Annotated in this window: 14 protein-coding genes and 1 pseudogene; 10 read left to right on the plus strand and 5 right to left on the minus strand. The window is 67.8% G+C overall.

Annotated features, from left to right (window positions below):
* Positions 1 to 33 precede the first annotated feature (33 nt).
* Positions 34 to 1,560, plus strand: coding sequence for an amidase (locus OHS57_RS36280; protein WP_328584747.1), 1,527 nt, complete (start codon positions 34 to 36; stop codon positions 1,558 to 1,560).
* Here OHS57_RS36280 and OHS57_RS36285 read toward each other — a convergent pair.
* The 5 genes from OHS57_RS36285 to OHS57_RS36305 form a co-directional block, all read right to left on the minus strand.
* Positions 1,501 to 2,373, minus strand: a complete 873-nt coding sequence (locus tag OHS57_RS36285) for a SigB/SigF/SigG family RNA polymerase sigma factor (protein WP_443043027.1) — start codon at positions 2,371 to 2,373, stop codon at positions 1,501 to 1,503. The genes OHS57_RS36280 and OHS57_RS36285 overlap by 60 nt on opposite strands.
* Positions 2,374 to 2,534: 161 nt before the next feature.
* A complete protein-coding gene (locus OHS57_RS36290; protein ID WP_328584748.1) occupies positions 2,535 to 3,533 on the minus strand; it encodes an SDR family NAD(P)-dependent oxidoreductase in 999 nt (332 codons plus the stop codon).
* A gap of 257 nt (positions 3,534 to 3,790) precedes the next feature.
* On the minus strand, positions 3,791 to 4,150 hold the full coding sequence (locus tag OHS57_RS36295) for a DUF5133 domain-containing protein (protein ID WP_443043028.1): 360 nt from the start codon (positions 4,148 to 4,150) through the stop codon (positions 3,791 to 3,793).
* A 177-nt stretch (positions 4,151 to 4,327) separates the two neighbouring features.
* Positions 4,328 to 4,864 (minus strand): Dps family protein, encoded by a 537-nt coding sequence (locus tag OHS57_RS36300; protein WP_443043029.1) that lies wholly within the window; start codon positions 4,862 to 4,864, stop codon positions 4,328 to 4,330.
* A gap of 100 nt (positions 4,865 to 4,964) precedes the next feature.
* Entirely contained in the window at positions 4,965 to 5,855 is an 891-nt protein-coding gene (locus tag OHS57_RS36305; RefSeq protein ID WP_328584750.1) for an SDR family oxidoreductase, read from the minus strand.
* A 303-nt stretch (positions 5,856 to 6,158) separates the two neighbouring features.
* Here OHS57_RS36305 and OHS57_RS36310 point away from each other — a divergent pair, with 303 nt between their 5' ends.
* The 9 genes and pseudogenes from OHS57_RS36310 (at position 6,159) to OHS57_RS36350 (ending at position 13,243) form a co-directional block, all read left to right on the plus strand.
* On the plus strand, positions 6,159 to 7,253 hold the full coding sequence (locus OHS57_RS36310; RefSeq protein ID WP_328584751.1) for a carboxylate-amine ligase: 1,095 nt from the start codon (positions 6,159 to 6,161) through the stop codon (positions 7,251 to 7,253).
* Positions 7,254 to 7,507: 254 nt separating this feature from the next.
* Positions 7,508 to 7,963 carry an SRPBCC family protein gene (locus OHS57_RS36315; RefSeq protein WP_328584752.1) on the plus strand — a complete coding sequence of 152 codons (456 nt, stop codon included), beginning with the start codon at positions 7,508 to 7,510 and terminating at the stop codon, positions 7,961 to 7,963.
* Between the two features lie 99 nt (positions 7,964 to 8,062).
* On the plus strand, positions 8,063 to 9,247 hold the full coding sequence (locus OHS57_RS36320; protein WP_328584753.1) for a zinc-dependent alcohol dehydrogenase: 1,185 nt from the start codon (positions 8,063 to 8,065) through the stop codon (positions 9,245 to 9,247).
* A 61-nt stretch (positions 9,248 to 9,308) separates the two neighbouring features.
* Positions 9,309 to 9,476 (plus strand): annotated as a pseudogene (locus OHS57_RS36325) (VOC family protein); the annotation flags it as partial.
* 125 nt (positions 9,477 to 9,601) lie between these two features.
* The gene (locus tag OHS57_RS36330) at positions 9,602 to 10,075 is read left to right on the plus strand and encodes a hypothetical protein (protein ID WP_328584754.1); all 474 of its coding nucleotides are present in this window, start codon (positions 9,602 to 9,604) and stop codon (positions 10,073 to 10,075) included.
* A gap of 164 nt (positions 10,076 to 10,239) precedes the next feature.
* Entirely contained in the window at positions 10,240 to 11,136 is an 897-nt protein-coding gene (locus OHS57_RS36335) for a hypothetical protein (protein WP_328584755.1), read from the plus strand.
* Between the two features lie 315 nt (positions 11,137 to 11,451).
* Positions 11,452 to 11,889, plus strand: coding sequence for a VOC family protein (locus OHS57_RS36340; RefSeq protein ID WP_328584756.1), 438 nt, complete (start codon positions 11,452 to 11,454; stop codon positions 11,887 to 11,889).
* Positions 11,890 to 11,978: 89 nt separating this feature from the next.
* Positions 11,979 to 12,347 carry a BlaI/MecI/CopY family transcriptional regulator gene (locus OHS57_RS36345; protein ID WP_042001543.1) on the plus strand — a complete coding sequence of 123 codons (369 nt, stop codon included), beginning with the start codon at positions 11,979 to 11,981 and terminating at the stop codon, positions 12,345 to 12,347.
* A complete protein-coding gene (locus tag OHS57_RS36350) occupies positions 12,344 to 13,243 on the plus strand; it encodes a M56 family metallopeptidase (RefSeq protein WP_328584757.1) in 900 nt (299 codons plus the stop codon). The genes OHS57_RS36345 and OHS57_RS36350 overlap by 4 nt, the downstream gene beginning before the upstream one ends.
* The last annotated feature ends 33 nt before the right edge of the window (positions 13,244 to 13,276 follow it).

Here is a 13,276-nt window from a genome sequence, read left to right on the forward strand (position 1 = left end):
TGCCCTCTCCCACAGGCCCCTACGGTCGGATTCATGGAGTGGAACTTTGCGACAGCCGACCAACTCGCGGCCGCCTTGCGTGCCGGTGATGTGACCTCGGCGGAACTGACCGACGAAACGATCGCCCGTATCGAACGGGACGACGATGCGCTCAACTCGATCTGTGTGCCGGACTTCGACCGCGCACGGGCCGCCGCGCGCGATGCCGACCGGGCGCGTGCCCGCGGTGAGGACCGGCCCCTGCTGGGCATCCCGGTGACGGTCAAGGAGTCGTACGACATCGCGGGGCTGCCCACGACCTGGGGTATGCCACAACACCGGAACTTCGTGCCGGCCGAGGACGCGGTGCAGGTGTCGCGGCTCAAGACCGCGGGCGCTGTGGTGCTCGGCAAGACCAATGTGCCCGTGGGGCTCCAGGACGTGCAGACCTTCAACGAGATCTACGGCACCACCAACAACCCGTGGGACCACCGTCGTACGTCCGGCGGCTCATCGGGCGGCTCCGCGGCGGCCCTGGCGTCCGGATTCGGCGCGCTGTCCATCGGCTCCGACCTCGCTGGTTCGTTGCGTACCCCGGCGCACTTCTGCGGCATTTACGCGCACAAGCCGACACTCGGGCTGGCGGCGAGCCGCGGCATGATCCCGCCGCCGGGGCCTGCCCTGCCCGTCGAGCACGACCTCGCCGTCGTCGGCCCGATGGCGCGCACCGCTCGCGACCTCACGCTCCTGCTCGACGTCATGGCCGGACCGGACCCTCTGACACTCGGTGTGTCGTACCACCTGACGCTGCCGCCCGCGCGCCACGAACGGCTCCGCGACTTCCGGGTCCTGGTCCTCGACGAGCATCCGCTCATGCCGACCGGATCCGCCGTGCGGGCGGGCGTGGGCCGGGTGGCAGACGCGCTTGCCGACGGCGGTGCCCGCGTCGAGCGACACAGTCCGCTGCTGCCCGATCTGACCGAAGCCGCGCTGCTCTACACGAAGTTCCTGTTCTCGGGCTCCGTCGCACGTTTCCCCGTCGAAGCGTACGAGCAGTTGCAGGCCCGCGCCGCCGAACTGAACCCAGAGGACCAGAGCCTCGACGCGACGCGGCTGCGCGGCATGGTGTTCAGCCATCGCGACTGGATCGAGACGAACAGCCTTCGCGAGCTCCACCGCCACGGCTGGCGGCAGTTCTTCGCCGAGTTCGACGCCGTGGTGTGTCCCATCACGCCCACTCCCGCGTTCCCGCACGACCACGACCCCGATCTGATGAGACGTCGGATCGACGTCGACGGCGTCGAGTATCCGTACTTCGACCAGCTCGTCTGGGCCGGTCTGGCCACGATGCCCGGACTGCCGGCCACCGCCGTACCAACGGGACGGTCGCCCGAGGGTCTGCCGGTGGGAGTACAGCTCATCGGCCCGATGTTCGAGGACCGCACCCCGCTGCGGCTGGCCGAATTGCTTGAGCAGAGGATCGGCGGCTTCCAGGCGCCGAAGCTGGGCGACGGACGGTTGTCACTGCTCGACGAGCAGCCCTTTGCGGAGCTTGGCGAGGGTGTCGTTGAGGATGCGTGAGATGTGCATCTGGGAGTAGCCGAGCTGTTGGCCGATCTGGGCCTGGGTCATGTCCTGGCCGAAGCGCATGCTCAGGATCTGCTTCTGGCGCTCGTCCAGACCGGTCATCATGGGGGCGAGTGAGATGAGGTTCTCCACGAGTTCCATGTCCTGGTCCCTCTCGCCGACGAGGTCGGCGAGGGTGCCCGCACGGTGCGTGTCGTTCTTGTCGGACGGCAGGTCCAGGGAGTCGGAGCTGTAGCCGTTGGCGGCGACGAGGCCCTCGATGATCTCGTCCTCGGGCCTGCCCAGGCGAGCTGCGAGTTCCGTCACCGTGGGTTCGCGCCCCAGCCGGCTCTCCAGGACGTCGCGCGCTTGCGCCAGTTCGATGCGTAGTTCCTGGAGCCGGCGCGGGACGTGCACGCTCCAGGTGGTGTCGCGGAAGAAGCGCTTGATCTCGCCCACGATGTAGGGGATCGCGAAGCTCGTGAATTCGGTCTCGCGGCTCAGGTCGAACCGGTCGATCGCCTTGATCAGCCCGATCATCCCGGACTGGATGACGTCTTCCTGCTCCCAGGGGCGGTTGAACCGCCGTGCCGCGAAGTGGACCAGGGACATGTTCATCTCGATGAGCGTGTTGCGGGCGTAGGCGTATTCAGGGGTGCCCTCTTCCAGAACCCGCAGCCGCTCGAAGAACAGCTTCGACAAGGTCCGTGCGTCGGCGGGGGAGACCGCGCCGGTGTCCGTGATCCTCGGCAGCCCTGCCATTCGCTCCGTGGGCCTTTCGCCGGTGGACGGAGTGTTCGTCGCGGTGGCGGCGACCGGGGTCGGCATGGATGGCTCCCTTCGGCGGCAGACAGAGTCGAACCGCGGGTTCCCGGCATTGAACCACCAACACATGCTGCATGGAAACTATTTAGCCTTGCGTTCTGGCGCGCATGTTCAGGGATCCGAGCGGGACGCGGTACAGCCGACCGCCGGTGCGGCTGAGTTCCTCAGGAGCTGGTACGGGGCCCAGGCCGTCGCTGGTTGGCGTGGTGGACGGCCCGGTCGTTGAGGGCGCTGCCCCAGGCACGCAGTCGCCGGGCCATCGGGCCTCGCGGAAGGCCGGCTTCGTGGCCCTGACGTAGCGGTCCTTGCCCGTCGGCGGAAGGCAGCAGCCGCGCGGTGAGCCCGGTGAGGCGGGTGGTGAGGCCGGGTGCGACACCGTGGGCGAGTTGGGCGGCCTTGGCGGCGGGGGTGAGGACGAGACGGGCGCGGCGCCGGGCGACCGAGTCCACGATCTTGCGGGCCGCGCGATCGGCGTCCATGGACAGCAGCGGTGTTCCGGACAAGGCACTGAACCAGCCGAACTCCGCCGCGGTGTCGCCGCCGAACTCGGCCTGCCGGTGCGAACCGGTCCGCATGAGCCCCGGGTGAACCACCGTCACGCTCACCCCTGCGGCCGCCGTCTCGGCATGCAGGCCCTCCGCCAGGGCGCCGACAGCGGCTTTCGCGCAGGAGTACGGCAGCAGGTGAGGTACCCCGAGGAGACCACCCACCGAGCCGATGAGGGCGAGCCTGCCATGGCTTTCGCGCAGGTAGGGCAGCGCTTCCAGGGCCGTGTGCAGCGTGCCCTCGAACATCGTGCCCATGGCGGCCTCGAACTCCTCGGCCGCGATCGCCTCGACCGGGGCGACCTGAATGACCCCCGCGTTGGCGATCACGATGTCGAGGCCGTCGCGGGCGTGGGTGGCACGCATGAGTTCGCGGACGGTGGAGCGTTCCCGGACGTCGCAGACGGCCACATGGATGGTGGCGCCGGTCTCCTCCCGGAGCCGGACGGCGGCGCGTTCGAGTTCGTCGGCGTCGCGGGCGGTGAGGGTCACGGTGCACCCTCGCCCGGCGAGCTGCCGGGCGAGCAGCAGGCCCAGGCCGCGCGAGCCGCCGGTGACGACGGCCGACAGCCCGGTCAGACGGTGGGAAGCACGCGGGTCACGGGTGGTGGGGGCCATGTGGCACCTCTCTCCTCGGGGTAATACCTTCCCGAGTTCCACCCTGCCGTCCCGTCATGCGTACCGCGCGGTGACCGTCGGCGATGTTGTCCTCCGCTGCGTCCACCACCCGCCCCCCGTCGCGCCTGCCCCGGACCGACGAGCTGCGGCGGTCATGGCTGAGGGACCGTCGCAGTACGACGGTCCCTCAGCCATGACCAGCGCGAACAGAACTCTCGGGACAAGGCCCGAGGCCCTGCTCCCGTCAGGCGCTCCCCTCAGGCGGCCTGCAGATCACTGCTCTGGGAGGGCGCCGTATCGGTGCGGGAAGGGAAGACGGTGGTGTGCCGACTGAGCAGGGCGTCGGCGGTGCTCAGAGCTTGCGGGATGTTCCTGGTGCCCGTCATGACGCACAGGGTGTACGTGGCGTCGTCCACCGCCCGGGCGGTGGCCTCGGTGGGGTGACGGTCGTCTTCGATGCGGGCATCGGCGTAGCGGGCCAGGGCCACTCGGAGGTCCTGAGGGTGGGGAGTCAGCACGGCACGTTCCTCACGTTCACTAAGACCGGCGTGCGGCGGCGGGGCGGTGAACCAGCCCGTCGCTCGCTGCTGCTCGGTCGTGGTCGCTTCGCGCGTCATTGCGTGATGTGGTGTTCCGGCGCTTACCCGATGCAACCCGGGCTACACCCGGGTGTGTTCGGCATCACTTACCCGGCGAACGACGTCCCGTCACCAGAGGTCTCTCCCCGCCGTTCAGGATGGCCGGCACCGGCAGCGGCACCGGCCGTCCTGCGTGATCGCGAGGACCACGGTTGGTCAGCGCTTTCGGCTGGCCTTCTTTCCCGCCTGAGTCGCTGCCTTGCGCTCAGTGGATGCACCGGCGGTGCTGAGTGCGCCGCCGGCGGTCTCCAGGTGGGCGCGCACGAACCACTGGAACAGTTCGAGCTGTCGCAGCTGACCGATGAGCATGTCTTGCGTCACCGGGTCAGGTTCGTCGGTGGCCTCCGCCGTACTGCGGTGCTCTGCGATGACGCCGGTGTACACGAGGTCGAGCGCTCCGAGGTGCTCGATGGCGCCGGCCCGGCCCACCGCGTAGTCGTCCCAGGTCCGCTCCTTCACGAGGGCACCCGGGGTCCCGTGGGGTGATCCGCCCAGGGTGGAGATGCGCTCCGCCGTCTCGTCGACCATGGCGCGGACTGCTTCGACCTGCGGGTCGAGCATTTCGTGTACCGCGATGAAGTGCGGACCGACCACGTTCCAGTGGATGTGCTTGAGCGTGAGGGCCAGGTCGTTCAGGGCGTGCAAACGCAGGTGAAGCAGTTGGATGACGTCGCCGCCCTCCTTGATCGACATTCCTGGAACGGTGTACTTCGGTGCTGAAGCGGCCATGGTGGTTCGTCATCCATTCTCGTTGGTGCTTGGTAGGAATTTCGCGGGAATCTTCAGGCACGCGCTAGGGAAGGGGCGTTCCGCCAGTCGCGTTCAGGATCTCCGCTGTGATGTAGCCGGCCTGGGGCGACGCGAGGAAGACATAGGCCGGTGCCATTTCCGCCGGCTGGGCCGGGCGGCCCAGCGGCGCCTGCTTGCCGAAGGAGGTGGTGTCCGGCATGGTCGCGGGGATGAGAGGGGTCCAGACCGGGCCGGGGGCCACCGCGTTGACCCGGATTCCGTCCTCGGCGACCATCTGTGCCAGCCCCTGGGTGAAGGTGACGATGGCGCCCTTGGTCATCGCGTAGTCCAACAGATGCGGGCTGGGCTTGTACGCCTGAACCGACGACGAGTTGATGATGCAGCCACCTCGCGGGATGTGAGGCAGCGCCATCTTCGAGAGCCAGAACATCCCGTACAGGTTGGTGCGCATGACGCGGTCGAACTGTTCGGTGGAGATGGCGCCGATGCCGTCGGGCTGGGACATCTGGTACGCGGCATTGTTCACGAGGATGTCGATCCGGCCGAACTCGCCGACCGCCCGTTCGATGAGTGCCCGGCAGGCACTCTCCTCACGGATGTCACACTCCACCGCCACCGCCTTGCGCCCGGCTTCCTCGACCAGGCGGGTGGTCTCGCGGGCCTCGTCGACCTCCTCCGGCAGGTGGGTGATCAGGACGTCGGCGCCCTCCCGGGCGTACGCCAGAGCCACGGCGCGGCCGATGCCCGAGTCACCGCCCGTGACCACCGCCTTGAGATCCTTCAGCGTCCCGTGCCCCTTGTAGGACTCTTCGCCATGGTCCGGCGGCGGATCCATGGGGCCGCTCCACCCCGGGTGCCGCTGATCCTGCTGGGGAAACTCCGGCTGCGGATGCTTGTCCACCGGATCGTCTCGGCCCTGCCCGTTCTCCGCCATGGCGCCTCTCCTCGGTCTTGGACGTCGGTCCTGGACAGTCATGGGTTCCCGGAAACGGGCGGATAAACCAGGAATTGCGATCCCGCGGTATTCCGCCCCGGCACGTGGCCCGGGTGTGCGGGTGGGGATCAGAAGTTCGCTACGAGACGCACGACCGGCGCGCGCATGAGTGCCATCTCGCCGGGTACACAGGGCGGCACACGAACGGGCACGGCGCCAGTGCGGTGAGACCGCGGCCACCGTGGACCCGTCACAGGACAAGCGCCGGATCCCTGTACGGCATCGACGGCATCGGAGGCATGCATGATCACCGTAGGTGTCGAGGAAGAATATCTGCTGATCGATCCGGAGACCTGTCTGCCCGTGCCGCTGGGGCAGCAGGTACGGAAAGCAGCGGGCCTGAGCACGGCCGCCGACGCCGACGAGGTGCAGGCGGAGTTGCTGCAGGCCCAGGTCGAGATCGCCACACCCGTGTGCATGGAGCTCGAAGAGGTCGGCGGGCACCTCCTGCGACTGCGGCACGCGGTGGGCACGGCGGCCGAGGAGCTGGGCTGTCGGCTCGCGGCGTGCGGAGCGTCCCCGCTGAGGGAAGCCGACCCGGTGCCTGTGACACCGGAACCGCGGTATCGCGGAATCGCCTCCCAGGCACCCCGGCTGGTGGCCGAGCAACTGATCAACGGCATGCACGTGCACGCGGCGGTGCCCGACCGGGCAACCGGGGTACAGGTACTCAACCGGTTGCGGCCCTGGCTTCCCACGCTGGTGGCGATGTCGGCCAACTCGCCGTTCTGGGACGGCGAGGACACCGGCTTCGCCAGCTGGCGCACGGTCCTCTTCGGCCGCTGGCCGGTCAGCGGCCCGCCTCCTCATTTCACCGACGAGGACGAGCACGAGCGGCGCATCACCAAGCTGGTCAGCTCCGGTGCCATCAGCGACAGGGGACAGGTCTACTGGCACGCGCGGCTCTCGGACCGCTACCCCACGGTCGAGGTGCGGTGTCCCGACGTCCAACTGCGGGCGGACGACGCGGTCATGTTCGCCGGGATCGTGCGCGCCTTGGTCGCCACCGCGATCGAGGAGACGAAGGCGGACCAGCCGATCCCCGAGTACCCGACGGAATTGCAGCACGCGGCGACCTGGCACGCGGCACGCCACGGGATGAGCGCCTCCCTCATCGATCCCGAAGGCAAACGCCGGGATGCCGCCGACGTCGTGCACCATCTCCTGGACCACGCCGGCCCCGCGCTGGACACGGCCGGCGATCAGCGGGAGGTCGAATCGCTCGTCCACCGGCTCCTCGACCAGGGAACCCCGGCGGACCAGCAACGACGTGCCTACGTCCAGGACGGTCTCCCTGGCGTCCTGGCGCTGATCACCCGCTCGACAACCGCCGTGTGACGCACCGCGCGTCCAGCGCGAAGTGCTGCTCCCGTGTCGGCCACAGGCCCCCTCCGGCCTCGTCGTGGGCGCCTCGCGGCCGCGCATCCGGGGCGGGAGGGCGTACGGGTGGCTTTTCGCCGGGCCGCGCACCCGGCTGGGTGTGTTGCGGGGCGAGCGTCCCGACTGCTGCGAGTGTGGGTGGCAGGGGATGCGCCGCGACGGGCTGGGCACCAGGAACGACCACGAGTGAATCCCAGTCGGCTGGAGGATCCATGGCTGTGCGGCACCGATTGATCGAACGACCGCCCGGGGATGTCTGGGCGGTGCTTGCCGACGGCACGCGCTACGGCGAGTGGGTGGTCGGTACGTCCGACACTCGACCGGACACGGGCGTGTGGCCCCAGGTCGGTTCCACCATCGCGTACACCGTGCGGCTGGGCCGGTGGTCGTTGTCAGGCAACACGACCGTCCGGCGGTGCGAAGCGCCCGGCGTGCTGGAGCTGGAAGCCGACAGCGGATGGCTCGGCACCGCGCGGATCGCCCTCGACATACGGCCCTGGGGCGAGCACACCTTGGTCATCCTCGACGAACACCCGCTGCGCGGACCGGGCGGGTTCCTGCACAACGCCGCGGTCGACGCGCTGATCCAGGCGCGTCACCGCAGCATGCTCGGCCGACTGGCCGATGTGGTCGAGCACAGTCCACGGCGTCGATCCGCGGCGATCTGATTCCGACGCTCGCGAAAGTCCTCAAGCCGGGGCGGAATACCTCCGCAAGCACCGAGCCGAGTTCGAACGACCACGAGACCACCTGACGACGGAGGCACGATGAGGGCACTGACCTGGCAGGGCAAGGGCGATGTACGGGTGGAGAAGGTTCCGGACCCCGTCATCCAGGACCCGACAGACGTGATCATCAAGGTGACGACCACCGGTCTGTGCGGCTCCGATCTGCATCTGTACGAAGTCTTCGGCCCGTTCCTCGACGCCGGCGACATCCTGGGACACGAACCCATGGGGATCGTCCAGGAAGTCGGCGCGGAGGTCACGGCGGTGCGGGTGGGCGACCGTGTGGTGGTGCCCTTCAACGTCTCGTGCGGCACGTGTTTCATGTGTAAGCAGGGGCTGCAGTCCCAGTGCGAGACGACACAGGTCCACGAGCACGGGACCGGTGCCTCCCTCTTCGGATACACCAAGCTCTACGGGCAGGTCCCCGGCGGTCAGGCCGAGTACCTGCGCGTCCCCTTCGGGAACACGCTGCCCATCGCCGTACCTCCGGGCCCGTCGGACGACCGTTTCGTCTACCTGTCCGACGTCCTGCCGACCGCCTGGCAGGCGGTGGAGTACGCGGCGGTGCCGCCGGGCGGCACGGTCGCCGTCCTGGGTCTGGGGCCGATCGGAGACATGAGTACCCGCATCGCCCTGCACCGCGGCGCGGAGAAGGTCATTGGCATCGACCTGGTACCGGAGCGGCTTCGGCGGGCGCAGGCCCGCGGTGTCCACACGCTCGACCTCAACGAGCACGGCGACAAGATCACCGATGTTGTACGGGACCTCACCGGCGGGCGCGGACCCGACTCCGTCATCGACGCCGTCGGGATGGAGGCGCACGGCGCTCCGATCGCCAAGGGCATGCAGCAGTTGACCTCGCTGCTGCCCGATGCGTTCGCCGCCAAGCTGATGCAGCGCGCCGGCGTGGACCGCCTCTCCGCCCTGTACCTGGCCATCGACCTGGTCCGCCGCGGGGGCACCATCTCCCTCTCCGGCGTCTACGGGGGAGCGGCCGACCCGCTGCCCCTGCTGACCATGTTCGACAAGCAGATCCAGCTCCGTATGGGCCAGGCCAACGTATGGCGGTGGGTGGACGACATCCTTCCCCTGCTCACGGACGCGGATCCCCTGGGCGTGGATGACTTCGCGACGCACAGGTTGCCACTGAGCCAGGCCCCGGAGGCGTACAAGATGTTCCAGCAGAAGCAGGACGGGGCGGTGAAGGTGCTTTTCACCCCGTAGCACTTGTGGTCGGCGGCCCTGGACAGGCTGCTCGGCAAGCTGCTGACGCGCCTGTACCTCGACGTGCGCAACTTCGGAGCAGGAAGCCGAAGTCCAACGGCTTGTGGCGCTCGGTGCGAAGAGGGTCGACTGGTACCAATACCCGCCTCAGGCGGACTTCGTCGTCCTCGCGGATCCGGACGGCAATGTCTTCCGCGTCGTCGACCTCAGTCACGCACCGAGCAGCTGACACGCACCAGAGGGCTTGTGGGTGATTCTGCCGATCGCACCACCCCGGTCCGCTTGAGACGTCGGCCAGGACCCGGTCGGCGCTCGAATGCGTAAACTCCCCGCATGAGTTGGGGGAGAGCGGCGATGGTTCTGGGACTTGTGCTGCTGCTGAGTGGCTGCGGGGCCAAGTACACCCCGCTCTTCGTCGGTGGTGATGTCTCCAAACCGGTGATCGGATGGCGGGACTGCCCTCGTGCCAAGCACGACGGAGTCGCCGAGGTAGGTCTCTACGAGTGGGCGAACGAGAGCACCGCGGATGACCCTGGTGAGCTGCTTTGGCACATTAAAGCCACTCAGGACAACCTCTTGAAGCGCATCTCCATCGGTGAAACGCCAGAAGGTTTCACCACGCTTCTCCCTATGACTACCCGGCTCCGCCCCGGGGTCACGTATGCCCTCGAAACCAATATGACGTCTGACGAACTGGTATCTGGCTTCGTTACCTTTCGGCCTGAGCAACTTGCCGCGGGGCGTGTGGTCTTCGAAAGCGGAGAGGAAGATTCGCTGAAGCATTACCGGAGTCGTGACAACGAAGATTTCGGATGCTTCGCGGGGTGAGCCTGTCGTCGGCCCCGAGGCCGCCAGAACCAGCGCCTTGCCCCATCTCGTTGAACGCGACATATGCGCTCTGATCGTGAGGCGACGGTGTGAGGCGGATCTTCGAGGGCACTCGGCTTCTCAGACAATGTCGGCCTATTGCATGATTGCTCAAAGGGGACGCGATGAGGCGAGTTGCGGTACGACGACACACGGCGACGATGCTGGCGGGCGGCTTACTGCTGACGGGCGCTCTGGCCGGATGCGGGGATGACGGCGGGAAGCCGGCGAAGAAGGCTGACGGTGCGACAGCGGCCTCCAAGCCCTCGCCCGCAGCCTCCGAGCAAGGCACTCAGGCGGTGCGTGCCGCCTATCAGAAGACCGCCGATGCGAAGACCGCCAAAATGACCATCGACACCCAGGTCCAGGGAGCGGACCAGCAGGCGACCGCACACGGCTCCGGCGTCATCGACCTGTCGAACGGCAGCAGCGATCTGACCCTGACCGCCGAGAACCAGAAGCTCCAGCAGCGCACCCTGAACGGGGTCATCTACCAGCAGCCACCGACCCAGCAGCGCAGCCAACTGCCGCAGGGCAAGTCATGGATAAAGATCGACCTGGAGAAGCTGGCGCGGCAGTCCGGCGGGAGTTCGCAGTACAGCGACCCCGCCCAGTCGTTCTCCTATGTCAAGGGCATCAACGACAAGGACGTCACCAAAGCGGGGAACGAGACGATCGACGGGGCGAAGACCACCCACTACAAGGTCTCGGTCGACGTCGCTCAGTTGGCAAAGGGACAGAGCGCCGCTGACGTGCAGAAACTGAAGCAGCAGCTCGGCGACTCGCTGCCGCTCGACATCTGGCTGGACGACGAGGGCCGGATGCGTCAGGAGAAGGTCTCGGTGACCGCCACGCCCTCGGGCAGTCAGAGTTCGAGCCCGGCGACGAACGCATCGACGAAGGTCGTCACCACGGTGAAATTCAGCGACTTCGGCACCGACGTGAAGGTGACCGCCCCGGCGGCCAAGGACACCGTGGACATCACGGCCAAGGCCGCACAGCAGAAGGGGACATCGGCCTGAGCCCATAATTCTGTGGCTCCGTGCTCCGGGTTCGGGCATACGGCGCGGGTTCAGCTCGCTTCGGATGCTCGACACCCCGAGCGCTTTCTGGCCGGTCTCCCGACCGTCGACGTGCCTGCAATCTCGGGCCCGGGCGTACTCCTCCACCAGGACGCTGTGCGTATGACTCGGCATATCAGGAGCCAACAGGTATTCGCGATATGCGCGTATGCCAGGTGTGATCACGAGCAGGTGCTTCATGTCCATGCAATTGCCGTACACCCGATAGTGGCGTTTCTGTTTCCCCTCGGCCCACCGGGCACACTAGCGACAGAGGTGATCACATTGGTAGCCGAAAAAGGCTCGCTGAAACTGTGCCAGGTGGTGCTCGACAGCACCGACCCCCGAGGACTCGCGGAGTTCTACCGCTCGCTGCTCGGCCTGACCTACGGGCCCGGGGACGAGCCACCCGAGGCGGGAGCGCCCGACGAACGGGGACAGGACTGGCTGGTCTTGCGCACCGAGGACGGCACACCGCAACTGGCCTTCCAATACGTCGACCAACTGACGCGACCGACGTGGCCCGAAGGCCCGGTGCCGCAGCAACTGCACCTCGATTTGAGCGTGTTGTCGATCGAGGACCTCAAGGCACAGCACCAGCGTGTGCTGGACCTGGGTGGACGCCTGCTCTCCGACAACAAGCAGGGACCCGACGAGCCCTTCCGCGTCTACGCGGACCCCGCAGGGCACCCCTTCTGCGTCTTCGTCGCCTGAGCCCTGCTTGAGCCTTCGGGACGGGAAGGGTGGTGGGAGAGCGCGTCTATCATGGCCAGGGTTATGGGCAGCGGAAGGAGCAGGCCATCATGCGGCGGTTGGGGGATCTCGAAGCGGAGATCATGGACCGCTTGTGGGCGTGGAACCGGCTTGCGACGGTGCGTGAGATTTGTGACGACATCAACAAGCTGCGCCCCATCGCGTATACGACCGTCATGACCGTTACCAACATCCTGCACAGCAAGGGATGGTTGCGGCGGTCCAAAGAAGGACGCGCCTGGCTGTACATGCCGGTCCGCAGTCGTGAGGCCTATGCGGCGGCGCTGATGGAGGACGGCCTGGGCGTGAGCAAGGACCGTCCGGCTGCGCTGCTGCAATTCGTTGAGGCTATGTCTCCCGACGAGGTGGCCGCTCTGCGTGAGGCGCTGAGCAGTATGGGCACGCAGGCTGACGCGTGAGCGCGACACTCGTGCTGTTCGCCTACGCGACGGCTATCGGGTTCATCGGTCCTGGGATCGTGAAGAGAAGCCGGTGGCCCCAGCGGGCCCCCCTGCTGGGAGCCGTGGTGTGGCAGGCGATGACCTTGTCCTTCTCCCTCGCGGTCATGCTGGCGGGCTACGGCCTGGCGATGCCGTCGCAGCACCTGCACATCGTCATGGTCGACCTCCTGCGCACCTGCGGTGTGCACGGTGATTCGATATCTGCCGGATCGGACCGGTTCGCCGTTGCGTGGCCGGCCGTGGTGCTGATCGCGCTCCTTGCCGGCGCTGGAGGTCGGTTGACGGCCTCCAGCAGGGCGCGGGCGCGGCATCGCAGGGCGCTCGACCTGGTCGGACGGTGCGTGCCGGAACTCGGAGTCACTGTCCTGCCCTATGCCGTTCCCGCCGCGTACTGCCTGCCGGGCCGGCGGCCGCGGATCGTCATCTCCGACGCGGCACTCGCCTGCCTGCGGCCGGCGCAGCTCGGCGCCGTTCTGGAGCACGAGAGGGCGCACATCGCAGGACGTCACCATCTGGTGCTGGCGGTCGCAGACGCCTTCCGCCTCGTCTTCCGGGGGCTCTCACTGGCCCGCAACGCATCCCAGCAGACGGCGCTGCTCCTGGAGATGGCTGCGGACGATCGTGCCCTGCATACGTATCCGCGCCATGTGCTGGCGAGCGCCGTCGTGGAACTGGCGGCGGCAAGGACGCCCGTCGGGTCGCTGGCCGCCTCCGGCCCGACCGCTGTGATCCGTATGCGTCGGATCCTGAGCCCGCAAGCGGCACCACATCCGCTCCTGCGGGCAGGTCTTGTCTCCGCGGCGGCAGCCGCCCCGCTGGTACCGCTGGTGCTGTCCTGTACAGGAATCGGCTGACTGGCTGCCCAACCCGTTCTGATGGGAGCTGAT

Source organism: Streptomyces sp. NBC_00370 (assembly GCF_036084755.1).
In the GTDB taxonomy this organism is placed as follows: domain Bacteria; phylum Actinomycetota; class Actinomycetes; order Streptomycetales; family Streptomycetaceae; genus Streptomyces.

Coding starts and splice junctions, on each gene's coding strand:
- OHS57_RS36320 (WP_328584753.1), top strand. CDS start 8,063: ATGAGGGCACTGACCTGGCAGGGCAAGGGCGATGTACGGGTGGAGAAG.
- OHS57_RS36305 (WP_328584750.1), bottom strand. CDS start 5,855: ATGGCGGAGAACGGGCAGGGCCGAGACGATCCGGTGGACAAGCATCCG.
- OHS57_RS36280 (WP_328584747.1), top strand. CDS start 34: ATGGAGTGGAACTTTGCGACAGCCGACCAACTCGCGGCCGCCTTGCGT.
- OHS57_RS36335 (WP_328584755.1), top strand. CDS start 10,240: ATGAGGCGAGTTGCGGTACGACGACACACGGCGACGATGCTGGCGGGC.
- OHS57_RS36330 (WP_328584754.1), top strand. CDS start 9,602: ATGGTTCTGGGACTTGTGCTGCTGCTGAGTGGCTGCGGGGCCAAGTAC.
- OHS57_RS36290 (WP_328584748.1), bottom strand. CDS start 3,533: ATGGCCCCCACCACCCGTGACCCGCGTGCTTCCCACCGTCTGACCGGG.
- OHS57_RS36300 (WP_443043029.1), bottom strand. CDS start 4,864: ATGTCGATCAAGGAGGGCGGCGACGTCATCCAACTGCTTCACCTGCGT.
- OHS57_RS36295 (WP_443043028.1), bottom strand. CDS start 4,150: ATGACGCGCGAAGCGACCACGACCGAGCAGCAGCGAGCGACGGGCTGG.
- OHS57_RS36285 (WP_443043027.1), bottom strand. CDS start 2,373: ATGCCGACCCCGGTCGCCGCCACCGCGACGAACACTCCGTCCACCGGC.
- OHS57_RS36345 (WP_042001543.1), top strand. CDS start 11,979: ATGCGGCGGTTGGGGGATCTCGAAGCGGAGATCATGGACCGCTTGTGG.
- OHS57_RS36310 (WP_328584751.1), top strand. CDS start 6,159: ATGATCACCGTAGGTGTCGAGGAAGAATATCTGCTGATCGATCCGGAG.
- OHS57_RS36315 (WP_328584752.1), top strand. CDS start 7,508: ATGGCTGTGCGGCACCGATTGATCGAACGACCGCCCGGGGATGTCTGG.